At 65.9% G+C, this 26,237-nt stretch carries 22 protein-coding genes; 12 read left to right on the top strand and 10 right to left on the bottom strand.

Features of this window, described 5'->3' with window-relative positions; all coding sequences use genetic code 11:
* Positions 1-10 precede the first annotated feature (10 nt).
* From LR948_RS01955 to LR948_RS01920, 8 genes are all read left to right on the top strand, one after another.
* Positions 11-1,057, top strand: coding sequence for a Gfo/Idh/MocA family protein (locus LR948_RS01955; RefSeq protein ID WP_232752249.1), 1,047 nt, complete (start codon positions 11-13; stop codon positions 1,055-1,057).
* Positions 1,054-2,058: a Gfo/Idh/MocA family protein gene (locus tag LR948_RS01950; RefSeq protein WP_232752248.1), complete on the top strand. Its 1,005-nt coding sequence runs from the start codon at positions 1,054-1,056 to the stop codon at positions 2,056-2,058. Before LR948_RS01955 ends, LR948_RS01950 begins: the two co-directional genes overlap by 4 nt.
* A complete protein-coding gene (locus tag LR948_RS01945) occupies positions 2,055-3,152 on the top strand; it encodes a Gfo/Idh/MocA family protein (protein WP_232752247.1) in 1,098 nt (365 codons plus the stop codon). Before LR948_RS01950 ends, LR948_RS01945 begins: the two co-directional genes overlap by 4 nt.
* Before the next feature lie 121 nt (positions 3,153-3,273).
* The gene (locus LR948_RS01940; RefSeq protein WP_232752246.1) at positions 3,274-4,779 is read left to right on the top strand and encodes a sulfatase-like hydrolase/transferase; all 1,506 of its coding nucleotides are present in this window, start codon (positions 3,274-3,276) and stop codon (positions 4,777-4,779) included.
* A gap of 127 nt (positions 4,780-4,906) precedes the next feature.
* On the top strand, positions 4,907-5,890 hold the full coding sequence (locus LR948_RS01935) for an ABC transporter permease (RefSeq protein ID WP_232752245.1): 984 nt from the start codon (positions 4,907-4,909) through the stop codon (positions 5,888-5,890).
* Positions 5,891-5,939: 49 nt separating this feature from the next.
* Complete coding sequence (locus tag LR948_RS01930) at positions 5,940-7,109, top strand: ABC transporter permease (protein WP_232752244.1); 1,170 nt, start codon at positions 5,940-5,942, stop codon at positions 7,107-7,109.
* 11 nt (positions 7,110-7,120) lie between these two features.
* On the top strand, positions 7,121-8,905 hold the full coding sequence (locus LR948_RS01925; protein WP_232752243.1) for an ABC transporter ATP-binding protein: 1,785 nt from the start codon (positions 7,121-7,123) through the stop codon (positions 8,903-8,905).
* Positions 8,906-8,998: 93 nt separating this feature from the next.
* On the top strand, positions 8,999-9,676 hold the full coding sequence (locus LR948_RS01920) for a GntR family transcriptional regulator (RefSeq protein WP_232752242.1): 678 nt from the start codon (positions 8,999-9,001) through the stop codon (positions 9,674-9,676).
* A 12-nt stretch (positions 9,677-9,688) separates the two neighbouring features.
* Here the strand turns inward: LR948_RS01920 and LR948_RS01915 are convergent, their stop codons facing one another.
* On the bottom strand, positions 9,689-10,627 hold the full coding sequence (locus LR948_RS01915) for a calcium/sodium antiporter (protein WP_232752241.1): 939 nt from the start codon (positions 10,625-10,627) through the stop codon (positions 9,689-9,691).
* 425 nt (positions 10,628-11,052) lie between these two features.
* On the opposite strand from LR948_RS01915, the gene LR948_RS01910 reads away from it, so the two are divergent.
* Positions 11,053-12,027, top strand: a complete 975-nt coding sequence (locus LR948_RS01910; protein WP_232752240.1) for a hypothetical protein — start codon at positions 11,053-11,055, stop codon at positions 12,025-12,027.
* A gap of 279 nt (positions 12,028-12,306) precedes the next feature.
* On the opposite strand, the gene LR948_RS01905 is transcribed toward LR948_RS01910, so the two are convergent.
* The 6 genes from LR948_RS01905 to LR948_RS01880 form a co-directional block, all read right to left on the bottom strand.
* Positions 12,307-13,398 (bottom strand): hypothetical protein, encoded by a 1,092-nt coding sequence (locus LR948_RS01905; protein ID WP_232752239.1) that lies wholly within the window; start codon positions 13,396-13,398, stop codon positions 12,307-12,309.
* A gap of 228 nt (positions 13,399-13,626) precedes the next feature.
* Positions 13,627-14,640: a LacI family DNA-binding transcriptional regulator gene (locus LR948_RS01900; RefSeq protein WP_232752238.1), complete on the bottom strand. Its 1,014-nt coding sequence runs from the start codon at positions 14,638-14,640 to the stop codon at positions 13,627-13,629.
* Positions 14,641-14,748: 108 nt separating this feature from the next.
* A complete protein-coding gene (locus tag LR948_RS01895; RefSeq protein ID WP_232752237.1) occupies positions 14,749-16,116 on the bottom strand; it encodes a TRAP transporter large permease in 1,368 nt (455 codons plus the stop codon).
* Between the two features lie 4 nt (positions 16,117-16,120).
* Positions 16,121-16,693 carry a TRAP transporter small permease gene (locus tag LR948_RS01890; protein WP_232752236.1) on the bottom strand — a complete coding sequence of 191 codons (573 nt, stop codon included), beginning with the start codon at positions 16,691-16,693 and terminating at the stop codon, positions 16,121-16,123.
* The gene (locus LR948_RS01885; protein ID WP_232752235.1) at positions 16,690-17,760 is read right to left on the bottom strand and encodes a C4-dicarboxylate TRAP transporter substrate-binding protein; all 1,071 of its coding nucleotides are present in this window, start codon (positions 17,758-17,760) and stop codon (positions 16,690-16,692) included. Before LR948_RS01885 ends, LR948_RS01890 begins: the two co-directional genes overlap by 4 nt.
* 53 nt (positions 17,761-17,813) lie before the next feature.
* The gene (locus LR948_RS01880; RefSeq protein ID WP_232752234.1) at positions 17,814-18,305 is read right to left on the bottom strand and encodes an OsmC family protein; all 492 of its coding nucleotides are present in this window, start codon (positions 18,303-18,305) and stop codon (positions 17,814-17,816) included.
* A 532-nt stretch (positions 18,306-18,837) separates the two neighbouring features.
* Between LR948_RS01880 and LR948_RS01875 the strand changes: the two genes are divergently transcribed.
* Both LR948_RS01875 and LR948_RS01870 read left to right on the top strand, forming a co-directional pair.
* Entirely contained in the window at positions 18,838-19,710 is an 873-nt protein-coding gene (locus tag LR948_RS01875) for an NAD(P)-dependent oxidoreductase (RefSeq protein WP_232752233.1), read from the top strand.
* Entirely contained in the window at positions 19,707-20,429 is a 723-nt protein-coding gene (locus LR948_RS01870) for a ThuA domain-containing protein (protein ID WP_232752232.1), read from the top strand. Before LR948_RS01875 ends, LR948_RS01870 begins: the two co-directional genes overlap by 4 nt.
* Before the next feature lie 173 nt (positions 20,430-20,602).
* Here the strand turns inward: LR948_RS01870 and iolG are convergent, their stop codons facing one another.
* Positions 20,603-21,622, bottom strand: a complete 1,020-nt coding sequence (gene iolG, locus LR948_RS01865; RefSeq protein ID WP_232752231.1) for an inositol 2-dehydrogenase — start codon at positions 21,620-21,622, stop codon at positions 20,603-20,605.
* A complete protein-coding gene (locus tag LR948_RS01860; protein ID WP_232752230.1) occupies positions 21,622-23,223 on the bottom strand; it encodes a GMC family oxidoreductase in 1,602 nt (533 codons plus the stop codon). Before LR948_RS01860 ends, iolG begins: the two co-directional genes overlap by 1 nt.
* Before the next feature lie 166 nt (positions 23,224-23,389).
* On the opposite strand from LR948_RS01860, the gene LR948_RS01855 reads away from it, so the two are divergent.
* Complete coding sequence (locus LR948_RS01855; RefSeq protein ID WP_232752229.1) at positions 23,390-25,093, top strand: extracellular solute-binding protein; 1,704 nt, start codon at positions 23,390-23,392, stop codon at positions 25,091-25,093.
* 64 nt (positions 25,094-25,157) lie between these two features.
* Here the strand turns inward: LR948_RS01855 and LR948_RS01850 are convergent, their stop codons facing one another.
* Positions 25,158-26,147: a sugar ABC transporter substrate-binding protein gene (locus tag LR948_RS01850; protein WP_232752228.1), complete on the bottom strand. Its 990-nt coding sequence runs from the start codon at positions 26,145-26,147 to the stop codon at positions 25,158-25,160.
* Positions 26,148-26,237 lie beyond the last annotated feature (90 nt).

Here is a 26,237-nt window from a genome sequence, read left to right as displayed (position 1 = left end):
AGGAGGCAGCATGACGGCAAAAATGAAGGCGGTGATGATCGGTACCGGCATGGTGGCCCGCACCCATGTGCAGGCCTTCGCCGACCAGGAGGAGGTCACGCTTTCCGGGATCGTCGGGCGCAGCCGCGACCGGGCAAGTGCCTTCATCGAGGCCGAATGCGGCGCCCTGCCGGACAGGCCCGCCGCACTGACGCTGGAGGAGGTCTGTGCCGACCCCAGCATCGATTTCGCCGTCATCACCACGCCGCCGTCGGAGCGGGCTCCGCTGGTCGAGGCCCTGGCCTCGGCGGGCAAGGCTCTGCTGGTCGAAAAGCCGCTGGAGCGGGACCTGCGCCGTGCCTCGGGCTTGGTCGAGACCTGCGAGCGTGCGGCTGTGCCCATGGGTGTGGTGCTGCAGCACCGCATGCGCGACCCGGTGCGGCGATTGCAGGCGATGCAGGCCGATTTCGGCCCGCTGCGAATGGCCGACATCCGCGTGCCCTGGTGGCGCGACCAGTCCTACTACGACGCACCGGGCCGCGGCACCTATGCCCGCGACGGCGGCGGCGTCCTGTTGACCCAGGCGATCCACACGCTCGACTTGGTGCTGGCCCTGGCCGGGCCTGTGGCAGAGGTGCAGGCCCTGGTCGCGACCACCGGGTTTCACCGAATGGAGGCCGAGGATTTCACCGTGGTCGCTCTGCGCTTCGCTGGCGGCGCGGTGGGCTCGGTCATGGCGACCACCGCCGCCTATCCCGGCGGCGCCGAGACCCTCACCCTGCATTACGACCGGGCCAGCGTGACCCTTGATGCTGGGCGCCTGGACATCCGGTGGCAGGATGGCCGGACCGAGGTCCTGGGCGAGACCACGGCCTCGGGCGGCGGCGCCGATCCCATGGCGTTCTCCCACGCCTGGCATCGCGACATCCTTACCGATTTCTGCGCCGCCCTGCGCGACGGACGTCCGCCCTTGATCCCCGGACGCGCGGCGCTGCGGGTCCACGCGCTGATCGAGGCCATCGAGCGCTCGGGCCGCGACCAAGGACAGGCCACAGAGGTTCAGGAGACCAATACATGACACTTCGCATGGCAGCGCTGGGCATCGATCACCGCCATATCTTCGGCCAGGCCGGCAACATGATCGCTGCGGGGGCCGAGTTCGCCGCCTGGTGGACGGCACGGCCGACCAACGTGGAGGCGGGCTTCGTCAAGCGCTTCCCGGATGTCCCGAAGCGGGACAAGGCCGAGATCCTGGCCGATCCGAGTATCGAGCTGATCCTGATCTCGGCCATTCCCGCCGAACGCGCCGCGCTGGCCATCGAGGCCATGCGCGCGGGCAAGGACGTCATGGTCGACAAGCCGGGCTGCGTGACGCTCACCGAACTGGCGGACCTGCGGCGGGTGCAGCAGGAAACCGGGCGGATCTGGTCGATCGACTTCTCGGAGCGTTTCGAGGTCCCCGCCGTCACCCGCGCCGCCGAGCTGGTGGCCGAGGGGGCGATCGGCCGGGTCGTCCAGACGCTGGGGCAGGGGCCGCACCGGTTGAACCGGCAGCTCCGGCCGGACTGGTTCTTCGACCGGGCGCAATACGGCGGGATCCTCGCGGATATCGCGAGCCATCAGATTGACCAGTTCCTGTTCTTCACCGGGGCACAGCAGCCCCGCGTGGTGGCGGCCCATGTGGCGAACCACGCCAACCCCGAAAGCCCGGGCCTGCAGGACTTCGGGGAAATCCTGCTTCGATCCGAGGCCGCGCATGGCTATGTCCGGGTCGACTGGTTCACGCCCGATGCGCTTCCGACCTGGGGCGACGGGCGACTGACGATCCTCGGGACCGAGGGCTACATCGAGCTGCGGAAATACGTCGACGTGGCACGGAGCGATGCGACCGATCACCTGTTCCTGGTCAACGGCAGCCGCTGCGAACATATCGACGCGCGGGACGCGGGCCTGCCCTATTTCCCCCGGTTGATCGACGACATCCGGACGCGGGGCGAGACCGCCATGCCGCAGGCCCATGCCTTTACGGTGATGGAGCTTGCGCTTCAGGCCCAGGCCATGGCGGAGGCCGAGGCATGATCCGCCGCGTCGCGATCCTGGGCGCCGGGATCGGCGCCATGCACCTCAAGGGCTATCTTGCCTTGCCCGACCGTTTCGAGGTCGTGGCACTCTGCGATCTCGACACCGGGCGGGCGGAAAAAGTGCTCACCGAGGCCGGGGCCGCGGCGGAGGTGACGGATGACCTCGACGCGCTCCTCGGCCGCGCGGATATCGATGTCATCGACATCTGCCTGCCGCCGCATCTGCACGCCTCGGTGGCCCTGCGCGCGCTCGAGGCCGGCAAGCACGTGGTCTGCGAGAAACCCCTGGTGGCTTCGGTCGCCGAGGCCGACGCGCTTGTCGCCGCGGCGGCGCGGACGGGTCTCTGCGTGACGCCGGTCTTCCAGTACCGCTACGGGCGGGAAATGGCGAAACTCCGGGCGCTGGAGGCGGCAGGGCTCACCGGCACGCCTTATGCTGCCGCGCTGGAAACCCATTGGGACCGCGGCGCGGCCTATTATTCCGTGGACTGGCGCGGGACCTGGGCGGCCGAGAGGGGCGGCTGCGTGTTGGGCCATGCCATCCACAACCACGACCTGCTGGTCGCTGTCATGGGGCCCGTCCGGTCGGTCTCGGCGCGCCTGGCGACACGGGTCAATGCAATCGAAACCGAGGATTGCGCCGCGGTGAGCTTCGAGCTGGAAAGCGGCGCGCTGGCGACCTCCTCGGTGACGCTTGGCGCGGCGCGGAACACCTCGCGGCTGCGCTTCGTCTTCGAACATCTGACCGTGGAGAGCGGCGATGCGCCCTATGCGCCCGCCGAGGCCGGCTGGTCCTTCATTGCCCGGGATCCGGCGCGGCAGGCCGAGGTCGACGCGATCACCGAGGGGCTTGGCGCCGTGCACGCAGGCTTTCCCGGCCTCTTCGAGGCCATGGGGGATGCGATGGACGGGCAGGGAGGTGCCGAGGTGACACTGGCTCAGGGCCGGGCTTCGATCGAGCTTGTCACGGCGATCTACGCCTCGGACCGCGCGGGCGGGGCGCCGGTCGCGCTGCCGCTCTCGGCAGACCATGCGTTCTACGAGGGCTGGCTGCCGGGCGCGCCGGGTCAGGCTGTGGCGGTCGAGACCTAGTCGCTCGGCAGGGACGGACCCCGGCCCAGCGCAGCGGCGGGGGTTCGGGCGAGGGCAGGGCGTGCCCGGCAGGTCCGGCTCATGCGGTGACCTTTTCAACGCAGGCGCAGGAGGCGCTCCGATGACCGCAAGGCCAAACGTTCTTTTCGTGACGGTCGACCAATGGCCCGGGCCGCTTATCGGGGCCGAAGGCCACCCGGTGATCGAAACCCCGACGCTCGACGCGCTGGCCGCGGATGGGACCCGGTTTTCCGCGGCCTATTCCGAATGTCCGGTCTGCGTCCCGGCGCGCAGGACGCTGATGACCGGGTTGTCTCCGCGCGCGCATGGCGACCGGGTCTTCGACGGCGGGGCCTTCATGCCCGAGGGCGTGCCCACCCTGGCCGATGTCTTCTCCGGCGCGGGCTACCAGAGCTATGCGGTCGGCAAGCTGCATGTGTTCCCCCAGCGGGCGCGGATCGGCTTCGACGATGTCCTTCTGTCGGAAGAGGGGCGCCCGGGCTCCGGCGCGGTGGACGATTACGAGATCTACTGCGCCGACCAGGGATACCCGGGCCGAAGCTACCTGCACGGCATGTCGAACAACGAGTATGCCTGGCGGGACTGGCACCTGCCCGAACATCTGCACGCCACCAGCTGGGCGGCCGAGCAGATGGCCCGCACCATTCGCCGGCGCGATCCCACGCGGCCGGCCTTCTGGTATCTCTCCTTCGCGCATCCGCACCCGCCCTTGGTGCCGCTGCGCACCTACCTCGAGCGCTACCCGCCCGAGGCGATCGACGCGCCGGTCGCGGGCGACTGGGCTGCAGGGATCGGAGAGATCCCGGCCCTGGCCGAAACCACCCGCGACTGGGCGCGCCCGAAGGACAGCGAGCTGCCCTGGATCCGCCGCGCCTTCTACGCGCTGTGCACCCATATCGACCACCAGCTGCGCGTGGTCCTGGGCACGCTGCGCGAAGAGGGGCTGCTGAACGACACCGCGATCCTCTTCACCTCGGATCATGGCGACATGCTGGGCGATCACGGATTGCTGGCCAAACGGGTGATGTACGACATGTCCGCCCGGGTGCCGATGATCCTGGTGCCGCCCGCCGGGCGGCGGCCAGAGCTCGAGGGCGCCCTGCGCGACGACCCGGTCGGCCTGGCGGATGTGATGCCGACGCTCTGCGATCTGGCGGGCCTTCCGGTCCCCGCCGGGGCCAAGGGGCGGTCGCTGGCAGCGCCCGGGGCGGTCCGGTCCGTCTACGGCGAATGCGGCGAGGACAACCGGGCCACGCGGATGATCCGCAAGGGGCGGCACAAGCTGATCTGGTATCCCGCGGGCAACCGCCTTCAGCTCTTCGATCTGCAGGCCGACCCGCGCGAGGTCCGCGACCTTGCCGGACGGTCGGATCACGCCGGGCTCCTGCGGGAGCTGTCCGGGCGCCTGGCCGCCGAGTGCCATGGTGTCGATTCGTCCTGGCTGGATGCCGACGGAAGCCTGATGGGTTTCGCGCCCGGTCCCGCACAGCGCAAGCTGCGCCGGGAACTCTACGGACAACGCGGCCTGCACAACCCCATGCCCCCGTTGAGCAATCTGGGCCGGCTGGCGCAATCCCTGACGCCCGACGAGCCCGGCGAGAGCTGATCCGCGCCATTCATTTTCGCACATAATGTATTATTTATTGACCCGGAGTCAGGCCCGGTGATAGGGTCTTCGAAAGGTCTCCGGGGAGGCGGACGGCCAAATTGCAGCACCGCGAGGAGGGCGTGTCATGCTGGCGTATATCGCACGTAGATTGGTGGCGATGGTGATCATGATGTTCCTGATCTCCATCGCGTCCTTCGTCATCATCCAGCTGCCGCCGGGTGACTTCCTGACCACCTATGTGGCCAGCCAGGAGCAGGGCAGCAGTGTCAGCATCCAGCAGATCGAGTTCCTCAAGCAGAAGTACGGCCTGGATCAGCCTTTTTACGTGCAATACTGGCGCTGGATCAGCGGCATCGTCTTCAACGGCGACTTCGGCTATTCCTTCAACTGGGACAAGCCGGTCTCCGAACTGATCTGGGGGCAGCTCGGCTTTACGCTGCTTCTGTCAGTGGCCACGCTGCTCTTTGCCTGGGCGGTGTCCTTCCCGATCGGTGTCTATTCCGCAGTGAAGCAGTATTCCATCGGCGACTACATCGTCAGCTTCATCGGCTTCATCGGCCTGGCCATCCCGAACTTCCTGCTGGCGCTGGTGCTGATGTATATCGGCTTCAAGTATTTCGGGCAGTCGGTGGGCGGGCTGTTCTCGCCGGAATACCGCGATGCGCCCTTTTCGCTGGGCAAGCTCTGGGACCTGTTCAAGCATCTCTGGGTGCCGATCATCGTCATCGGTACGGCGCAGACCGCCGAGCTGATCCGCATCATGCGGGCCAATCTCCTGGACGAGCTGAACAAGCCCTATGTGACCACGGCGCGCGCCAAGGGCATGTCCGAGATCCGGCTGATCTTCAAATACCCGATCCGCATCGCGCTCAATCCCTTCGTCTCCACGGTCGGCTGGGTGCTGCCGAACCTGGTGTCGGGCGCGGTCATCGTCTCGGTCGTGCTGAACCTGCCGACTGTCGGGCCGCTGCTACTCAATTCACTGCAAAGCCAGGACATGTATCTGGCGGGGGCATTCATCCTTCTGCTGTCGGTTCTGACGCTGGTGGGCACGATCGTCTCCGACATTCTCCTGGCGCTGCTCGACCCGCGCATCAAGCTGGAGTAAGGACATGGCGAGCTCAACTGGACTTGGAAAATCCGCGCCGGACAACGCCGTGAGCGACGACAGCGAGCGGACCGCCTTCGGCGAGGCCGAGGCGCCGGGCGCCGATGTCTACGAGGACATGCCCGCGCAGGGAAATCCCTCGGTCGACGTGGCGAGCCAGTGGCAGCTGATGCGCTGGAAGTTCATGCGCCACAAGGCCGCCGTCGTGGCGCTGTGGTTCGTGATCGGCATCTACGCCATCGGGCTGTTCTGCGAGATCCTCGCCCCTCAGGACCCGAACGAGACCAACGGCAGCTTCGCCTATGCCCCGCCCATGGGCATTCATCTCTTCGAGGAGGACGGCACCTTCAATCCGCATGTGAAGGGGCTGACCTCGGAGCGTGACCGACTGACGTTCCGGCTGGAATACGCCGTCGATCCCGAGGTCATCATTCCGATCCGTCCCTTCGTAAAAGGCGACAGCTACAGGATGTGGGGCCTCTTCGAATGGGACCGCCATCTTTTCGGGACGGTCGACCCGGAGGCGAACTTCTTCCTGCTCGGCGCCGACCGGCTGGGCCGCGACAACTTCAGCCGCATCATCTACGGCACCCGGGTGTCGCTCTCGATCGGGCTGGTCGGCGTGGCGCTCAGCCTGGCGATCGGCCTCGTCCTGGGCGGCGTGTCGGGCTACTACGGGGGCCGGGTCGACAACATCATCCAGCGGGTGATCGAATTCCTGCGCTCGATGCCGACCATCCCGCTCTGGATGGGGCTCGCCGCGGCGATCCCGCTGACCTGGCCGCCGCTCGGCGTCTATTTCATGATCACCATCCTGCTGTCGCTGATCGGCTGGACCTCGCTCGGGCGCGAGACGCGCGGCAAGGTGATGTCGCTGAAGAACGAGGACTTCGTGATCGCCGCGCGCCTCGACGGCGTCAGCGAGTTCCGCATCATCACGCGGCACCTTCTGCCGGCCTTCATGAGCCACACGATCGCGGTGACCACTCTGGCCATTCCGCAGATGATCCTGGCCGAGACCGCCCTGTCTTTCCTGGGCATCGGTCTTCAGGCGCCGGTGGTGAGCTGGGGCGTGCTCCTGCAGGAGGCGCAGAACGTGAATACGGTCGCCACCGCCCCCTGGCTTCTCCTGCCGGGCGTGGCCGTCGTGGTCGCGGTGCTGGCGCTCAACTTCCTTGGCGACGGTCTGCGTGACGCCGCCGATCCCTACGCCAAATGATGGAGGCAGCCATGCAGACCGAAGCTCAACTGGCCGACCGCCCCGATGCAGGCGCGACCGAGCCCGAGATGGCTGATGACGTCATCGTCGATGTGCGCAATCTGCGCACCTACTTCCCGACCCGCACCCATGTGGTCAAGGCGGTGGACGACGTCTCGCTGCAGCTCCGCCGCGGGCGCACCACCTGCGTGGTCGGTGAATCCGGGTCGGGCAAGTCGATCACCGCCCGCTCGATCCTGCAGGTCGTGGACGCGCCGGGCCGGATCGAGGGCGGAAGCGTCCGCCTGCGCACCGCCCCCCGCGACGGGCGCGAGGCCGAGGTTGTCACGCTCACCGATCTGCACCCGCGCTCCCGGGCCATCCGCGAAATCCGCGGCCGCGACATCTCGATGATCTTCCAGGAGCCGATGTCGTCGCTCTCGCCGGTGCATACCATCGGCGCGCAGATCATCGAGACGATCAGGCTGCACGAGGACGTCAGCAAGGCCGAAGCCAGGCTGCGGGCCATTGAGCTTTTGCGCCGCTGCGAGATCCGCGACCCCGAGGCGGCCATCGACAGCTATACCTTCGAGTTCTCGGGCGGCATGCGCCAGAGGGCGATGATCGCGATGGCGCTGTCCTGCAATCCGCAGGTTCTGATCGCCGACGAGCCGACGACCGCGCTCGACGTCACGACGCAGGCCGAGATCCTCGATCTGATGCGCGAGCTGCAGTCGAGTTATGGCATGGCGATGATGTTCATCACCCACGACATGGGCGTGGTGGCCGAGATCGCCGACGACGTCGTGGTGATGTTCCGTGGCAAGGTTGTCGAACGCGGCGAGGTGCGCGAGATCTTCGCCAACCCCAAGCATCCCTATACGCGCAGATTGCTCGACTCCGTCATCAAGCTGGAAAGCCGCTCGGAACTGAAGCCGCCCGAGGCCGAGATCGTCGAGGCGCAGGCCCCCACGATCCTCTCTGTCAGGGATGTCGGGATACACTTCCCCGGCAAGACCGGCTTCATGGGCAAGCAGTTCGCCGGCGTCCGCGCGGTCTCGAATGTCTCTTTCGACCTGAAGAAGGGCGAAAGTCTCGGGATCGTGGGTGAATCCGGCTCGGGCAAGACGACCCTCGGGCGCGCCATTGCGTCGGTGCGGCCACCGACCGCCGGCTCGATTGTCTACAGCGGCGCCGGCGCGCCGGTGGATCTTGCCGGGCTGACCGGCCCCGCGCTGGCCAACTACCGCCGCCAGGTGCGGATGATTTTCCAGGACCCCTATGGCAGCCTCAACCCGCGCATGACCGTGGGCCAGATCGTCGCCGAGCCGCTCAAGATGAACAAGGTGGCGACCGGCAAGGCCCTGCAGGAGCGGGTGGCCGACCTTCTGGAGCAGGTGGGCCTGCCGCCCGCGGTCATGGAGCGCTACCCGCATGCCTTCTCGGGCGGGCAAAGGCAGCGCATCGGCATCGCCCGGGCCATCGCGCTCGATCCGCAGGTGGTCATCTGCGACGAGGCGACCTCGGCGCTGGACGTGTCGATCCGCAGCCAGGTGCTCGATCTTCTGATCGAACTGCAGGAGCGGCTGGACCTCAGCTTCGTGTTCATCGCCCATGACATCGGCGTGGTGCGCTATTTCTGCGATCGGATCGCGGTGATGCGCAAAGGCGAGATCGTCGAGCTCGGGCCGGCCAGCACGGTCTGCGACGCGCCCACGCATCCCTATACCAAGGCGCTTTTGTCGGCGGTTCCCACGCCGGATCCGACCCAGCGCAGCATGCACCTGCGTGCAAGATATGACGACAGCGCGGAGTGATCCGGCTGGCACATCGGCAAGCTGTCCGATATCCACGGAACAGCACGACAGCAAGGGAGGCCGGGCAGACATGAACGCGACCGGGCAACGTCAATGAGCCGCTCTCCTGCACCCGCCATCGGCGGCACCAACTACGCTCTGATCCACAACGCCATTCGCGACGCGATCCTGGCGGGCGAATTGAAGCAGGGCGAGCGCATGAAGGTGCAGGGGCTCGCCGAGCGCTACGGCGTGAGCACCAATCCGATCCGCGAGGCGCTGCAACAGCTGCAGGCCGAGGGGTTGATCGAAATGATCCCGAACAAGGGGGCCCGCGTCCGCGTCATCGACCGGCACCAAGCCGAAAGCCTCTTCGAGGTGCGCGAGGCGCTGGACGGCATCATCGCCCGCCGCGCCGCGCGCGTCGCCACGGACGAGGACATCAGCTCGCTGCGCGATCTCGAGGACCAGCTCCGCAAGGCCCGCGCCAGCGGCTCGCCGAAGCGGCTGGGCCGCATGGCGACCTATTTTCACGAACGCATCGGCGAGATCGCCGGCAACGACGAGGCGGTGAAGATGCGCCGCGCCACGGCCAATCTCTTCGCCCTGATCCGCTCCATCCCCGCGCCGAAGGGCCAGGAGAGCGAAAGCGACGGCGACCTCGAGGAGGAGCACAGCGCGATCCTCGACGCCATCGCCGCCCGCGATGAGGATGCCGCCGAAGCCGCAGCCCGCGCCCATGCCCGGTCCTCGGCGCAGCGCAAGTTGGCCCGCTTCGGCGAGACCGTATAGGCGTCACATCCGCTAGATCGCATAGGCCGTGGTTCCCAGGTAGGCGGCGTATCCGCCGAGGAGCACGATCCCCTCGCGGCGGCTGACCACCCAGCCGGTGCGCAGCATGACCAGGGCGCCGACGCTGATGATCATCAGAAGCGGCAGGTCGAAGGTCACCAGCGAGTGCGCCACCGGCAAGGTGGCGACCGTGCCGGTGATCCCGAGGATCGCGAAGATGTTGAAGATGTTCGACCCGACGATCCCCCCGATCAGCATGTCGGTTCCGCGCTTGCGCAGGCAGGCGAGCGTCGTGGCCAGCTCGGGCAGGGAGGTTCCCAGAGCCACGACGGTCAGGCCGACCACCGTATCGGAGACACCCAGCCTGCCTGCGAGCCCCACCGCGCCATGCACCGCCAGCTCGGACCCGGCCCAGATCGCGCCCAGGGATCCCGCGATGATCAGCCAGTTCCGCGCGCCGTGCCGGGGGGCGTCTTCCTGTTCGACCTCCTCGGCGAAATCGACGCCGCCGCGCAGCGCGGTGAAGAGGTAAAGCGCGAGGCCTGCCAGGAGGCAGGCGCCTTCCAGCCGCCCGATGCCGCCCGATTGCGCGGCCAGAACGAAGCCCAGGGTGGCGATGATCCACCAGGCGCCGTCGCGCAGAACGCATTCCCGGCTGACGGGCAGGGCGGTCAGGCTGGCGGCCAGCCCCAGGATCAACAGCGTGTTGGCCAGGTTCGACCCGATCACATTGCCGACGGCGAGGCCAGGGTTGCCTTCGAGAGCGGCATTGAGGGACACGGCGAGCTCCGGCAGCGATGTGCCGAAGGCGACAAGCGTCAGGCCGACGACCAGCGGCGGGATGCGAAAGGTCAGCGCCAGCTTTCCGGCCTGTCCGACAAAGACGTCGGCCCCGATGATCAGCACCGCCAGCCCGGCGGCCAGCATTCCCAACAATAGAAGACTAACCATGGCGGGCTCCTGATTTCACATTATACATTATATATAACCTAAGGTCAGGCCTACAACCCCGCGCCCGAAAAGAAGGCCGCGGGGGCCTTCCGCCCGTTTCGATCGATCTCAAGGATGTGCGGCCAGGAGCGGAGCGCTGGTCCCGTCATCTCCAAAGTCTGCTGCGTACCACGGCCTCCGGGCCTCGACCGAGATTCCGCCTCGGTGCCACGCACCAAGATGCGCAATGACCGCGCACCTGCTGTAGAAGCCCGGTCGTGAGGCGGGGGCAAAGCCATCAGAAAAACCACCCCATGACGGGCTGGGTCCTTCAAGCAGCTTGCACAATCCCGCAGAATGGATTATACATAATCCACAATACCACCGCGTATTTTCTGCTTCCGCTCGGCCGGTGCAGAGCCGCACTTGACCGAAAGGAACGACCTATGTCTGACATGCTGACCCATTGGGCGATCTGCGACGACAGTCTCCGCCTGATGTCCGCCGACGCCCGCGTCGAGCCGGCCTTCACCCAGGCCTGCGACCGGCAGACCCAGGTCGTCCGCCTCGGCGCCTGCACCCGGGGCGGCGGCCAATGGATGCATCCCTTGATGGCCGAGGCGAAAAGCCGCTGGGATGACCCCGACGCGCATCCCGAGGTGGACAAGAAACTGGCCTGGGCGGTGGGCGGCATCACCCACCAGGCCTGCGATACGGTCGCCAAACCCTATCTCTCGGTGCATGCCGGGTCGGAGTGGAGTTTGACCCACGGCGTGTTGATCGGCCGACCCAACGCCCGCGGGCGCGAGGCAGAGGTCGACCCGGTCGCCATGCAGACCTGCTCGGCCTATTGCGACGTGCATGTCTTCCGAAAGGTCTATCTCTCGGGCCAGGAGGCGCCCTTCACCTCGCTCTTTCTCCAGGATCACGGCGATACCGGCGCGGTCTTCGAGGCCTTCATCAACACGATGTTCCAGCGCTCGCTGCTAACCGCCCATACCTTCAAGCCGCCCCAGCCGCATGACGATGCGTCCTTCATGGTCTGGTTCAACAACATGATGGACTACATCCAGCCGAATTACCTCGACAGCGCGCATTGGGTGAAGGCCTTCAACGACCCGGACCCGGCCTTGATGGAGAAATACGCCATCGAGACGAAGTTCTATCTCGACGACGATCCGATCATCGAGGTCGTGCGCGCCATCCACGCGGGCAAGAGCGTGTCCCAGGGCGCGATCGAGGCGGCCAGCGCCGAGGACACCAATCAGTCGATGTACGGCCAGGGGCTCGAGCTGAGCCTGCGCTACCTCCTGAACGGGACAGACTACTGGCAGGGGCGGGCCGACCAGCTTGTCGCGCCGCTGGCCTATCAGCCGGGATGGTATCGCGAGATGCTGGAGCAGAAGAAGAAGACGGCGTGAGGCGGGCGTAATCGAGGCCGTAACCGACGCGAGGCAAGGCCGTGGTCTCCCAGGTTGGGCGGCCACGGCCGTTTTTTTTATTCGCCCCGGGAAATGGGGCAGCCTGTCGAAGGTTGTGCCTGCGCCTGTTGGTCGGGATGCGGGAATAGTCGGGCCTCCGATCACTGGCGCAAATAGATCCGACGGCCCGATCCGGCGGATCAGCCGACCCGGTCGCGGGATCATGACCTCTCTGGCAGATAACCCGGCGCGCCAGCGGCGCACCGGGCCCCAACCGCCTCAGCCCAGTCCCAGGATCTCGCGCAAGTCGCGGTCGACCGCCGTGACCTCCGCGATCAGCTCATCGGCCGCGGCGGCGATGGCACTGGCGCCGGTTTGGCCAACCAGGCTGTAGTGATGGCCCTCCACGCCTCGGGAGAGGCGGTTCTGAAGGTCTCCGATCAGCGCGTTCAGCCTGTCCCGAGCCGGTTGTTCCATGTCCATCATGTTCAGGCCATGCGCGGCGAGATAGCGGTGCCAGACGGTGAAGGTGTTGTAGACGTTCCAGACCGCCCGATCAGTCAGGCTGTGGCGGTTGTCCTGGCTCATCCAGATGGCGCCGGTCAACGGCATGTCGTTGAAGGCCATGCCGCCCCGATCCTCGATCACCGCCTGCTGATCCGACACGAAGGCGCCGTCGCGGTAGATCATGCCGCCGCCCTGAAGAGCCGCGGGTGTATTGCCGACATAGCGTCTGCGGTAGGCTTCCTCGGGGATCACCTCCTGGCCCTCCAGCGCGTTCGACAGCGCGACCTTGGCGAAGCCAGAGGCTCGATCGCCGGGGCTTGCGGCATATCCGTTGTGCGCCATTCCGAAATCCCGGCCCACCCCCTGCAGCCCGGGCAGGGGGCCGGTCGAGGTATAGGCGATGATGCCCGGCATCCGCAGCCCGGCCTCGCGCATCGCCACGTGGACGGATTGCGCGATCTTGCCCGACATCGACCAACACATGACCCAGACCTCGCGTTTGAGCCCGTGCCGCTCGACAAGCTGGCCTGCCACATCCGCCACCATCCGGCCCCAGTCCCGCACGGTGAAGCCGGGAAAGCTGTCCGGAATCCCGCCGTCCTCTGGGTCGGTGGGATAGCTGACCCCGGCGAAGGAATACCCCAGATCGATCAGGTGATGGGCGAGGAAATGCCGCGGCTCCGCGCCGTCATGGGCGCCGTAGGAGATCCGCGCGAGGTGCCGCACGCCCGGAACGAAGAGGATCAGGGGCTTGTCGGCAACGCCCTGTGCGAACCAGGTCAGCGCCTGCACGCCGGCGGCCTCGAGGATTTCTTCCCCGGGCGACAGCGTGCCGGTGGCGGGATCTATGGCATGTCTGTGCATGGAGGTCTCCGGGTTCGGATCAGTTAGTTTGTATATAATGTATTTTTTGGCATAAGCAAATGGTCGTGCTTTTGGAACTGCGATTAAGGTGTTTTCGCGTCCGAAGCGGCGGCCGCTTCGTTTTGCACGGCTTCCCAATATTGGATCACAGGGGTCTGGTGTTCCCCGGCCGTCTCCCGGTGACGGGCTGGCGACGTAACCCTCGCAGCATTTCGCGCGCGCCGGCCATCAACCTCCGACCTTCGCAAGTGACGCTCGCAGTTGCAGTTTCGGCATCACGCGCGTGAGTTGAGGCTTGGCCTCCGGGAACGACAATTGCTCAAGCAACCGGTCCGCGCTCCGCCGCCCGATTTCCGACAGGTTCATCGCCATGGTCGTCAGCGGCGGGTCGATCATGTCGACCAGCGGGATATCGTTGTAGCCGGTAATCGAGATGTCGCCCGGGACGCTCAGCCCGCGCTCGCGGCAGGCCTGGATGGCGCCGATTGCGACCAGATCGTTGACCGCCATGATGACCTGTGGCGGTCGGCGTTGGCGGTCGAACAGCGCGGAGGCCGCCGCGCGACCCGACGCCAGATCCATGCGGTCGACCACGACCAGGCGATCGGGCGGCAAGTCCAGCCCATGCGCGGCAAGACCCTCTTGGAGGCCGCGGAGGCGGTCGCGCGCGGTCGACAGGTCCTGTGGTGCGGCAATGACCGCGATGTCTCGGTGGCCATGCGCGACCACCACATCCACGAGTTCGCGCATCCCCGCGGCGCAATCGTTCACCACGGCGCTGCATTCCAGGCGTTCGGTGTTGCGCAGGACCGAGACCAGCGGCACGCCAAGCTCGAGTGCGAGCTCGACCACCCGGTCGCGCAGGCGCGTCGTGCCAAGGATCACGCCGTCCACCATGCGGGTCGCCATCTGCTCGAACATCTCGGCCTCGGCCTGGATGTCGTATCCGGTATTGCCGACCACCGTCATGAAGCCCCGTTCGAGCAGGCGCTTTTCGATCCCGCGCAGAATGGGTGGATAGACCGGATCCTCGATGTCATGGACGATGACGCCGATGGACTGGGTCGAGCCGGTGCGCAGGCTCGCGGCCGCCACGTCGCGACGGTAGCCCATCGTCTTCGCCGCCTCGCGCACCCGTTTGGCCACGCTGTCGGAGATGCGTCCGCGTGGGTCCGCGCGCAAAACCCGGGACACAGTCGACGGGTGCACCCCGGTCGCTGACGCGATGTCGGCGATCTTCACGCGCCGGGCCTTGCGCCTTGCGGCGCGCGGCCGGCTGTCAGTGGTCCCGTCCGATTGCGTCACGTCCTGCGGCTCCGGTTCATTGACGGGGTTCGGACAGCGAAGATGTCAGCCGAACCAGCGATCGATATACACAAGGTCTGGCCAGGCTGTCAGCAATGCCAGCACAAAAACCATCATCAGTGCAAAGGGCGCTGCCCCCAAGAAGACATCCCCGAGCGTGATCCGGTCGTCCTCGAGGCATCCTTTGATCACGAAACACGCCATTCCGAGGGGAGGGGTCAAAAGGCCAACCTCGACCGCGATGACGGTGATGATCCCGAACCAGATTGGATCGGCCCCGAAACTGTTCATCACCGGCAGAAAGAGCGGCACCATGATCAGGATGATGGACACGCTGTCGATGATCGTTCCGAGGAACAGGATCACCAGGATGTAGATCAGGATCACCATGAGGAAGTCGTCGGTTGCCGTCTGCACCAGGCCGCCAATCTCTATGGGCACCCCGGCCAGACCCAGCGAGCGGGTATACATCGTCGCCGCGATGACCAGGAAGCACACCGCCGCGGTCAGATGGCCGGTTTCCTTCAGCACGCCCCAGAATTCCGCCAGGGACAGCTTGCGGCGCGCAACCGCGAGGATGAGTGCGGCGAGCGTGCCGACAGCACCCGCCTCCGTCGGAGTGAAGACGCCGCCGTAGATCCCGCCGAGCACGATGGTGATCAAGCCGATCAGCGGCAGGGATTTCGACGCGATCTCCCCGGGCGTGCGGTCCGGCGGTGCCAAGTCCTGGGGCATCGGTCCCGTGCCCAGGGTGGTGCCATCAGGTGTCGCGAAGCGTCCGGTCTGGTCGAAGACGAAACTCGGGGTCAGATAGGCCATCGCAACAATGCCGAGGCAATAGACCGCCGAGAGAATGATGCCCGGGCCGATCCCGGCAAAGAACATGAGGCCGATGGATTGCTCGGTCAGAATGGCAAAGATGATCAAGAGGATCGACGGCGGGATCAGCATGCCCAGAACCGACGACCCGGCGACCGTGCCCACCGCGAAACGCGGCGAATACCCGAGCCGGAGCATCTCCGGCACAGCGACGCGGGTGAAGACGGCGGCGGAGGCGATGGAGACGCCGGTGACAGCCGCGAAGACCGCGTTGGAGCCGACCGTCGCGAGGCCCAACCCGCCGCGAATGCGGCGCAGGAAGTAGTCGCCCACGTCATAGGCGTCGCGCCCCACATCGGATGCGCTCATGATCAGGCCCATCATGACGAAAAGCGGGATCACCGCGAAGGTCTGGTCGGCGATGCCATCGGCCGCGGCCAGCGTCAGAAGTTTTGCCGCAAGCACCGGATCGCCGTTCTGGATCCAGACCGAGGCGAAAGAGACAAGGCTCAGCGCCACCGCCACGTGCATGCCCGTATAGATCAGCGCCACGATCACGCCGACCGAGATCAGGCCGAGTTCCAGTCCCGTCATCGGATCATCCCTTCAGGTCGCTCAGACGGCGCCAGGCCAGAATGAGAAACTGCAGGCCGGCCGCGACGGCGCCCAGCAGCATGATGGCTTCGAGAGGCCAGGTGGGCGCCGTGAAGATGCCGACGTTGCCTTTGAAGTAGCCCCGTTCCCAGGCGTCGATCACGCGCGGGATCTGCCCCCAGGCAATCAGCGCGAAGACGACGACACCTGCGCAATTGAAGAAAAACCGCATCGCGTTGACGAGGCGGTCCTTGCCGCGATTGGCCAATACGCCCAGCAGCGCGTCGGACCGGGTCAGCCGTTTGCCCCCGACAGCATGCGCGATGGTCAGATAGACCACGGCGACCACGCCCATCTCCGTCATCTCGAGCGTTCCGGCGAGCGGCGCATTGGCCAGCCAGCGTCCGAAGACGTCGATGTTCACGATCACCACCATGCCCAGGACGATGAGCGCGCCCAGGGTGTTCATGGCCGTGGTGATCGGCGTCAGGACGGGCGTGGGCTCGGGCACCGGAGAAGCGCCGGAGCCGAGGGTGCGGGGGCTGCTGCCCCCGCTTTTGGCGTTGCGCGGGCTCACTGGTCCCACTGACGCGCGATGGGCTGGTCGGCCTCACGCATCGCCTGCATGTAGTCGGTCAGAATGTCTCCCGCGGGCACGCCGCGCGCCTCGAGGCTGTCGGCCCATTCCTGCGCGAGGTTCGGCAGGGTCATGGCCCATTCCGTGCGCTCTTCGGGGTCGATTTCGACGACGGTCCCTCCGGCTTCGACGAACCTGTCGCGCGCCTGCGCACCGAGCTCGGCTGCAAACTCGCCCAGATCGACGCCGAAGTCCTGCGCTGCCGCGATCATCGCCTCCTGAACCTCGTCGGGATAGCCGTCCCAGGCGCGTTCATTGACGTTGATGACGTAGGAATTCACGCCGCCCAGGTTCGCGTTGAAGTAATTGTCGCAGACCTCGTAGAATTTCAGCGAGACGACCGCTTCGCCCCAAACCAGCATGGCATCCGCGACGCCGGTTTCCACGAGCTGGTAGAAATTGCCCAGCGTGCCGGTGACGCCCGTGGCGCCCGCAGGCTCGATCCAGCGCAGGTTCGGGCCCGCACCCGCGACCTTGAGCCCGTCGATATCCGACACCGACTGGATCGGCTTCGACGAGCACAGCACGTAGTTGTCGGGAATGCCGCTGACGGACAGGGACACTTGGTCGAGGCTCTCCCAGGTCTCGTTAAAGGCCGGATATTTCTCGACCAGGCCGTCCACGACCTCGTGGATCAGGACGAGGTCCGTCGTCGTGAAAGGGGTGACATAGCCGATCTGGTAGACCGGCAGCTTGTCGGCGTGGAAGGCCGTGGGGATGACCCCCATGTCGGCCAGGCCGGTCTGGATCGCCTCAAGCTCGCCCGAGGGCTTGGCCAGCGTGCCCGAGAAGGCCTCCTGCCAGTCGATGCTGTAATTGCCGGTCTCCGCTAGGCGCGCGTCGACACCCGGCATGAAGCTCTCCTGCAGCAATTTCACGACCGCGACCGAGGGCGAGAAGCCCGACACAATGGTCACGTCGATCTCTTCGGTGGCGAAAGCCGGAGCCGCCACGGCGATGGCGGAAGAGGCCAGCAGGCCCGCCCGGATGGTTGATCTCTTGGTCATGGTATTCCTCCCTTTTGATATGCGCCCTGGCAGGGGCGCGGCGAAAAGCCTGCTTAGACTGCGACCGGCTCCGCGCTGTTGAGCCGCAGGTTGTGCTGAATGTCGTTCTTCTGGGCGAGCGTGGCCTCGACGAAGCAGGCCCGTTTCGCGCCATCCAGGAGCGCGCGGACCGCCTCTTCGGGCGCATCGCTGTCGAGCGAGATGTCGATCACGAAGCCCGCCGGCCGCGCGGCATAAGGCATGTCGGGATCAGCCACCGCCTCCCAATGGGCGCGGCAGGACACGGTCAGATCCCCGATCGGGATTTTCTTCTTTTTGGCGAAGACGCGGATCTGCGTCATCAGGCAGCCCACGAGGCCGGTCAGGAAGAACTCGAGCGGTGTCGGCGCGGTGTCTTCGCCCCCCTGAAAGGTGCCTTCGTCCGTGGCCAGCATGCGGCTGACCTGAAAGGGTTTGTGCGCGGTGTTGGTGACTTCGTTGCGCAGCTTTCCCACGCAGACGCCCTCGGAGTCGAAGATGACGTCGAATACCTTCTCGGCGGCCATGCGGGCTTTCCTTCCTTATGCAAACCGGGCGCAATCAGTTGCGCAAACGTTTGCTCATGATGGAAAGTGAGGCGCACCGGTCAAACGCAAAGAAATCCAAAATGGACAGGGGGCGGCTGGGCGCGGGGAGGGCGCGACGGGCTTCGTTGCGCGAGGCTTAGACGGGGTTCACTTTGCGGAGCCGGTGCGGAAGCTGGTCCGCTTGAGCGGACCGACCCCGCTGACCTACAAGACCGAGAACCAGCCGGCCTGCAGCCAAGCGCTGAAGCGCCGCGGCCTGCTTATGATCTGGGGTGCTCCCGGAATGGATTGGGTGGCGCCGCAGGCGTGCGGGCTGACACAGATCGGTGATGCCGCATAGTGATAAGCCTGTCCAAAACGGATGTGTCGATCCTCAAAATGGAGAAGCCGCAGCACCCCACCCACGCGCTGTCTTGGTAAAATGAAGAACGCGAAGCGGGAGCCTTCTTGGGGTGAAGATGAAAAACATGCGTCGATCGAATTCGAATGCCTCTCCTAGGCGCGTTTCGTGATGCGTGTCGGCTTCACCGGTCTCGGGCGCATGGGCGTGTGCATGGCGCGGAATATAGCCGCGGCCGGACACGACGTGACCCTCTGGAACCGAACGATCGACAAAGCCAGGGCTCTCGCCGCGGAGCTCGGCTGCAATGTTGCAGACACCCCGGCCGAATTGGCCGCCTCGGTCGATGTGGTCGTGACCATGTTGGCCGACGATCCCTCCTCCGAGGCCGTTCATCTCGGAGAAGACGGATTGTTTTCCGCGCACAACGGCGCGCGGGTCTTCGTCGAGATGGGCACGATGAGCCCCGACCACATCGCCGCGCTCGCCGTCCAAGCCCCGGAGGGCGTGAAGATCATAGATGCGCCCGTCTCCGGTGCGACGCAGGCCGCGGCGGAAGGGACATTGATGATCATGGCGGGCTGCACCGAGGCGGACGCGGAGCCGCTGGCGCCTCTCTTTGACGCGATGGGAGCGCAGACCATCTGCCTCGGCCGGCAGGGGGCGGGCTCCATGATGAAGCTTGCCGTCAATTCCCTCATCCATGGGATCAACCAGACGCTCGCCGAGGCGATGACGCTGGCAGAGGCTTCGGGGATTGCGCCGGAAGACGCCTTCGATGTGATCGAAGCCTCTGCCGCTTGCGCGCCGATGCTCAGATACCGCCGGCCTCTCTACCTCGATGAGGCTGCCCACGACGTCACCTTCACCGTGGCCCTGGCCGAGAAGGACATGGCGGTGACTGCGGCGCTGGCCGAGCGGCTTGGCGTCGCCATGCCGCAAGCGCGGGTGACGCACGAGAGGTTGTCGGAAGCGCGCGCATCCGGCTTCGGCGACCGGGATATGGCAGCGATGCTCAATTTCATGCGAGAGATGAAAAAATGAAGGCAGCCTTGTTTGTTGGTGGCTGGGAAGGCCACACACCGACCCATTTTGCCGACTGGTATCAGGCGCTGCTGCGCGAGAACGGCTTCAAGGTCGATGTCTACGACACGCTGGAGCCGCTGGAACATCCGGATGAGCTGTCAGATCTGGACCTGATCACTCCGATCTGGTCCTCAGCCCGATCCGGCCACCAGGAAGAGTTCGGCAATATGACCAAGCTGCAGGAGGATGGGCTTTTGCAGCTCATCGGCAATGGCTGCGGCCTGGCGGGCTGGCATGGGCATATGGGCGACGCCTTTCGGGACCGCCCGACCTATCATTTCCTGATCGGCGGCCAGTTCGTGGCCCATCCGCCGGGTTGGCCGGACAACCTGCAGCCGCAGGAGGACTACATCGATTACGATGTGACGATCTGCAAGCCAGACCACCCGCTCGTGCAGGGGATCAAGAGCTTTCGGATGCGGTCGGAACAATACTACATGCTGGTCGACCCCTCGAACGAGGTGCTGGCCACGACGACCTTCTCGGGCGATCACCTTTGGTGGATCGAGGGCACCGTCATCCCGGTCACCTGGACACGGCGGTGGGACAAGGGGCGCGTGTTCTACTGCTCCTTGGGGCACGAACTCGACGATCTGAAGGTTCCGCAGGTCACCGAAATGATCCGCCGCGGTGCCATTTGGGCGGCCGAGGGCAAATCGGCCGCAACGGCTCCCTGAGATCGCGTTGCAAATGGGGAGCGGGCTGCGCGGGGGAGGGGACTTCGGGGTGAGTTTGTGCGGGATGCTGCATTCTTCGCCTCGCGCCTGACCCCCTCCCGGCCACCAGTAAACCGACCGGTCAAAAGGCTTTGGCGATCACGCGCGCAGCTGTCCTGATGGATGGGCAACCATCATTGGCGCGATCCACCGTAGTCAGGCGCGACTGTCGTTCTCGATTTCGCCGATTGATTGCAGGCCAGAGCAATGGCGAGCGCGGCGCGCCCGTCCGCGGCGGTGGCCGAGGGCGGCCTCCCCTCGGTCACCGCGGCGTGGAACTCGTCGAGCGCGTTGTAGAACGAGCGGTCATAGCGCTCGAGGAAGAAATGCTTGAGCGGCTCGCGCGCCGCCGTGCGGCTGCTGTCCCACCGGACAAGGTTGTCATCGCGGTGGTTGACCGTCTGCACCATGCCCGCATCGCCGAAGGCTTCGAGCCTTTGGTCGAAACCGTAGGCGCAGGCCCGGGAATTGTTCACGTGCACCAATGCGCCCGAAGGCATCTTCAGCGTCGTCATGGTCATGTCGAAATCGCCTTCGGCACCGATCTGAGGATCAAACATGCAGGAGCCGGCGGCCTGCACCTCGACGGGACGCTCTCCGGCGATCCAGCACAGCAGGTCGATATCGTGGATCGTGGCGTCGACGAAATAGCCGCCCGAGGCGCGCACATAGTCGATCGGCGGCGGTGCGGGCTCGCGCGACCAGCTCATCAGCATGTTGAGACGGCCGATCTCGCCGGCCTGCACCGCCGCGCGGAGCGCCGCGTTGTCCGGGTCGAAGCGGCGGTTGAAGCCGAGCATGAAGGGCACCGGGTCGCGCTCGAGCGCGGCCAGGGCCCGGTCCACCCGTTCGAGGCTCTGGTCCAGCGGCTTCTCGCAATAGATCGGCTTGCCGGCCCGGGCGGCGGCTTCGATATAGTCCACATGCGTGTCGGTCGGCGTGGCGATCACCACCGCGTCGACGCCCGGATCGGCCAGCACCGCGCCGAGGTCGTCCATCGCCCGGCCGCCATATTGCGCGGCGGCCGCCTCCGCCGAGGCGCGGCGCGGATTGTAGATCACCTCGAGCCTGAGCCCCGGATGGGCGTTGATCTTGGGGCCGTAGACATGGGCCATCCGGCCTGTGCCCATCAGGGCGATCCCGAGCGTCTGCATCACGCGAACTCCTTCGCGTCCTCGAGGATCATCGAGGCGGCCTTCTCGCCGATCATGATCGCGGCGGCGTTGGTATTGCCGGTGACGATGCGCGGCATGATCGAGGCATCCGCAACCCGCAGCCCGTCGATCCCGTGCACGCGGAGGCGCGGGTCGACAACCGCGTCACCCTCGACGCCCATCTTGCAGGTGCCGACCGGATGCAGCAGCGACAATCCGTTCGCCCGGCAATAGGCAAGAATGTCAGCGTCGCTCTGAACCTCCTTGCCCGGTGAGAGCTCGTATTCGACGCAATCCGCCATCGGCGCCGTGGCGGCGATCCTGCGTCCGAACTTGAGCCCCGCGATCGCCGCGCGCTGGTCCGTCTCATCGGCGAAGAAATTGAACTGGATCTCCGGCTGCACCTTCGGATCCGGGCTGGTGATCCGCACGTGGCCGCGGGAATTGGGCCGCATGTGTTCGGCGAGAATGGTGAAGCCCGAGAAGGGATGCGGCTTGAGCTGCTCGTCGGTGCACCAGGCCATGAAGGTGACCATCATGTCCGGCCGGTCGATCTCGGGGCCGGAGCGAATGAAGGTGTTGGAATAATTGCCGTTGTCGGCGAAGGGGCCGGTTCGGAAAACGAGGTGCCGCAGGAGCTGCAGGCCGCCCTTGATCTTGTTGTTGTAAAGATCGTTGACTGTGGAATGGACCTTGGAGCGGTACTCCGCGCCGATGCCGAAATGGTCCTGAAGGTTCTCGCCGACGCCCTTCAGCTCATGGACCACGTCGATCCCCTGCGCGCGCAGGAGAGCGCCGGGCCCGATGCCCGAGACCTGCAGCAATTGCGGCGAGTTGAACGTGCCGCCACTGAGGATGATCTCGCGCCGCGCCCGCGCCTGGTGCCTCCCGCGCCTGTCGGTCCAGCGCACTGCCGTGGCACGGCGGCCCTCCAGCACGATCCGGTCGACCATCGCATTGAGCCGCAGGTCGATATTCCGCTTGGCCGGCCCCCGCAGATAGCCGGCCGCCGTGCTCCAGCGCATCCCCTTGCGTGTCGTCGTCTGGACGTAACCCGTGCCTTCCTGGCGTGGCCCGTTGAAATCGTCGTTGCGCGGCACGCCGAGCGCCTCTGAAGCGGCGTGGAACGCCTCGCCCAGGGCGTGCTCGGTGCGGATGTCCGAAACCGCCACCGGCCCGCCCGTGCCGTGAAAGGCGTCGGCGCCGCGCTCCTGGTCCTCGCAGGCCTTGAAATGCGGCAGCACGTCATCCCAGCTCCAGCCGGTACAGCCCGCCGCCGCCCAGCCGTCGAAATCCTCGGGCTGGCCGCGCATGTAGATCATGCCGTTGATCGCGCCGGTCCCGCCCAGCACCTTGCCGCGGGGCTGGAACAGGCGGCGGCCGTTCAGATGCGGCTCGGGCGCGCTTTCGTAGCACCAGTTCACCCTGGGGTTGGCGTAGAGCATCGAATAGCCGAGCGGGATGTGGATGAACGGGTTGCGGTCGGGCCCGCCAGCCTCAAGCAGCAGGACCGAATGCCCCGCTTCGCCGAGCCGGCCCGCAACGGCGCATCCTGCTGAGCCAGCGCCGATCACGATATAGTCGTAGTCCTTGCCGGACATATCCCTCGCGCCTCCCAAGACTGATCCTCGGGAACGCTCGCATAGGGCGGCGGATCGGGAGAACACGGCAAATGTCAGATTTGGACCAAACGCGGCTGGCGATGGCCCGGCGGAGTTGTTTCCCTGTTACAAGCGGACCTGTGGACGTGGCGGTTGGAGCGGTGAGGTGACACGCGAGGAACTTCTTCGGATCCTGACATTCGTGGATTCCAACCGCGAAATCTCGGAAAAGCGCACGCCGCTGGCCACGGTCGATCCGCGCTGGAACATCATTTCCTACGCCATGCGGCGCCATCTCGAGGGCAGGCTGCTGACGGTCACTTCGGCGGCGATGGCGGCGGATGTGCCTTATGGCACCGCGATGCGCCGGATCACGGAGCTGATCGAAGAGGGGCTCCTGCTGAAGCGTCCGAAATCGAAATCGGGAAAGTCCTTCTCGCTGCATCCCACGCGCAAGCTCATCAGGGAATTCGAGAGCTTCGCGATGCAGCTCAAGATGATGGTGGGGAACACCTTCGGCTTCACCACCGGGGACGGGGAGATCAGCGATTTCTATTTCGGAGGCTATTACATGGCCTCCCGCATCCTGCCCTATCCCAACGCGATGCAGACCGGTGTCGGGATCGACCGGACGGTGCGGATCCTCGGGCCCATCGACCCCACCTTCAAGACGCTCGAGCAATACTCGTCCAATCTGGACGAACTGTGCGGCACCAACGTCGAGGTCGTCACTCTGCCGCTCGATCAGCTGCACGGCGAGATCATGGAGAACGCCCGGCGCAAGCACTCCAAATACGACCTCATCGCCGTCGATCTGCCGTGGATCGGGCAGCTCGCGACCGAGGAGGTCATCGAGCCGCTCGACGACCTGTTGCAGGAGGCGCGCTTCAATCCGTCCGATTTTCACAACGCCGCCTATCGCGGCTCGCGTTGGAACGAACACCAATACGGCCTGCCGATCCAGCCGACCGCGGAGCTGTTGTTCTGCCGGAGCGATCTCTTCGCCGAGGCCGGGCTGTCGATCCCGCAGACCACCGACGACGTGCTCCTCGCGGCCCGGGTGCTGCACCGGGCGGGCTTCAACCTGTCGGGCATCGTGATGAACTACGGCCGCGGAACGCCGGTCGCGCATACCTTCGTTCAGACCCTCGCGGATTTCGGTCAGCCGATCATCAATCTGGCACCCCTCGGCGACGAGTTCGACGTCGCGGTGATCCAGGGGGAAAACTATCGCCCGCAATTGCTGAGCGATGCGGCGCGCGAGACGGCGGAGTTCCTGCTCGAGCTCGCCGAGTTCTGCCACAACGAGAGCATGGTCTGTAACTGGGACCGCCGCATCGGCATTTTCTCGAGAGGCGAGGCGGCGATGACCTATGGCTGGAGCATCCGAGCCGCGGCCTTCGAGCTGAATCAGGACTCGCCCGCCCATGGCAAGGTCGATTTTGTCCCGCACCCGCATGCCCCGGGCGCGCGCACCGTCTCTCCGATCGGGGGCTTTTCGATCGCGATCCCGGCGGCGCTGGAGCCCCATCGCAAGAAGACCTCATGGAAGGTCATGGAGTACCTCACCCGCCCCGAGATGCTCAAATGGTACGTGCTGAACGGCAACCTCACGAGTCCGCGCTTCTCCACCAGCGCGGACCCCGAGGTCCAGGCCAGCAGCAAGATCATCGCGCAGGTCGACGGGATGGAGCGGCGCGGCGAGCTGAAGACATGGCCGCGCCCGCCCATCCCGGAGTTCAGCGACGTGCTGGGCGTTCTCGGCGACGAGATCCACCTGATGCTCCAGCGCAGCCAGGGCGTCGAGGAGGCCTTGCGCAAGTCCCAGAACCGGATCGACGCGATCATGCGCGAACGCGGCCACTACTGAGGCCCTGGCACGAGAAAGGGCCGCGTCCTTCAACGCGGCCCTTCTGTACTTCCGGTGGCCCGGCTTACCAGGTCGGACGCTCGAAGTCGTCGACGTTCTCGGGCAGCACCTTCGGGGTCTCGATGCCCTGCAACGCGGGCACCTCGATGCCGTTGGCCACCTTGACCGCGGTCTGGATGGCCAGGATCGCGTCATCGACAGGGGATTGCTTGTTCGAACCGGAGTGCCAGCCCGCCTTCATCGCGTCCCAGCCTTCGCCGAACTGGTTGCAGGTGACGACCTTGACCTCGCCGGGCGCCTTGCCGGCGCCCTGCAGCGCGCTGATCACGCCAAGTCCCATGCCGTCGTCGAAGGCATAGACCCCGTCGATCTCGTCGCCGAATTGCGTGAGGTAGGTCTCCATGACCGTCTGTGCCTTCTCGCGGTTCCATTCCGCGGTCTGGCTGGCAAGGATGTTCACGTCGGGATATTTGTCCGCGAGCTGGTCGAGGAAGCAGTTCTTGCGCAGGATCGAGACCGAGTAACCCGGGGTCCCCTCGACCACCACGATGTTGCCGGACCCTCCGAGCGCGTCGCCCAGCATCTCGGCGGCCTGTTCCGCCTGGGCACAATCGTCGGGCCCCGTATGTCCGACGATGTAGCGTCGGCCGGCCTCGCCGATGGGCGAGTTCGAGGTGACGACCGGGATCCCGGAGCGTGAGGCGTTGCGGATCGCCGGGATGAGCGCGTTCTGCGAGGTCGGCCAGACCACCAGCGCATCGGGGTTCTGCGAGGCCATGTCCTGGATCTGGTCGAACTGGACGGCCGGGTCGCCCTGCGGGTCCATCACGGTGGCCTGGATGCCGAGTTCCTGGCTGTAAGCCTCTGCGGTCTCGGCGTATTTGGCCTGGTAGGCATTCGAGCCCGGATAGAGCACCGTGATGCCAATTCTGGTTTCTGACAGCGGCTTCTTGAGTTCGCCGCCGAGCCAGTCCGGCGCCTCCTGCGCGCTTCCCGCGGTGGCCGAGAGCGCAAGAGACAGCGTGACCGCCAGTGCCTTGTGTGCGTTTATCATCGTTTCCTCCTCCAGACGCTGCACTTCCTCCTGATTGCAATCCCCGTTGGCAGCGTTGCGGGGTGCCTGCGCTCAATGTTTCGGTAGACG

The organism is Roseivivax sp. GX 12232, assembly GCF_021272185.1.
Lineage (GTDB): Bacteria > Pseudomonadota > Alphaproteobacteria > Rhodobacterales > Rhodobacteraceae > Roseivivax.
Note: the sequence above shows the minus strand (reverse complement) of the source record. Positions and strands in the feature narration are given on the sequence as shown.

Excerpts from the sequence above, each read along its gene's own strand:
- LR948_RS01875 (WP_232752233.1), top strand. The coding sequence starts at position 18,838 with ATGCGTGTCGGCTTCACCGGTCTCGGGCGCATGGGCGTGTGCATGGCG.
- LR948_RS01910 (WP_232752240.1), top strand. The coding sequence starts at position 11,053 with ATGTCTGACATGCTGACCCATTGGGCGATCTGCGACGACAGTCTCCGC.
- LR948_RS01945 (WP_232752247.1), top strand. The coding sequence starts at position 2,055 with ATGATCCGCCGCGTCGCGATCCTGGGCGCCGGGATCGGCGCCATGCAC.
- LR948_RS01935 (WP_232752245.1), top strand. The coding sequence starts at position 4,907 with ATGCTGGCGTATATCGCACGTAGATTGGTGGCGATGGTGATCATGATG.
- LR948_RS01950 (WP_232752248.1), top strand. The coding sequence starts at position 1,054 with ATGACACTTCGCATGGCAGCGCTGGGCATCGATCACCGCCATATCTTC.
- LR948_RS01850 (WP_232752228.1), bottom strand. The coding sequence starts at position 26,147 with ATGATAAACGCACACAAGGCACTGGCGGTCACGCTGTCTCTTGCGCTC.
- LR948_RS01905 (WP_232752239.1), bottom strand. The coding sequence starts at position 13,398 with ATGCACAGACATGCCATAGATCCCGCCACCGGCACGCTGTCGCCCGGG.
- LR948_RS01925 (WP_232752243.1), top strand. The coding sequence starts at position 7,121 with ATGCAGACCGAAGCTCAACTGGCCGACCGCCCCGATGCAGGCGCGACC.
- LR948_RS01870 (WP_232752232.1), top strand. The coding sequence starts at position 19,707 with ATGAAGGCAGCCTTGTTTGTTGGTGGCTGGGAAGGCCACACACCGACC.
- LR948_RS01885 (WP_232752235.1), bottom strand. The coding sequence starts at position 17,760 with ATGACCAAGAGATCAACCATCCGGGCGGGCCTGCTGGCCTCTTCCGCC.
- LR948_RS01915 (WP_232752241.1), bottom strand. The coding sequence starts at position 10,627 with ATGGTTAGTCTTCTATTGTTGGGAATGCTGGCCGCCGGGCTGGCGGTG.
- LR948_RS01880 (WP_232752234.1), bottom strand. The coding sequence starts at position 18,305 with ATGGCCGCCGAGAAGGTATTCGACGTCATCTTCGACTCCGAGGGCGTC.
- LR948_RS01920 (WP_232752242.1), top strand. The coding sequence starts at position 8,999 with ATGAGCCGCTCTCCTGCACCCGCCATCGGCGGCACCAACTACGCTCTG.
- LR948_RS01860 (WP_232752230.1), bottom strand. The coding sequence starts at position 23,223 with ATGTCCGGCAAGGACTACGACTATATCGTGATCGGCGCTGGCTCAGCA.
- LR948_RS01940 (WP_232752246.1), top strand. The coding sequence starts at position 3,274 with ATGACCGCAAGGCCAAACGTTCTTTTCGTGACGGTCGACCAATGGCCC.
- iolG (WP_232752231.1), bottom strand. The coding sequence starts at position 21,622 with ATGCAGACGCTCGGGATCGCCCTGATGGGCACAGGCCGGATGGCCCAT.
- LR948_RS01895 (WP_232752237.1), bottom strand. The coding sequence starts at position 16,116 with ATGACGGGACTGGAACTCGGCCTGATCTCGGTCGGCGTGATCGTGGCG.
- LR948_RS01955 (WP_232752249.1), top strand. The coding sequence starts at position 11 with ATGACGGCAAAAATGAAGGCGGTGATGATCGGTACCGGCATGGTGGCC.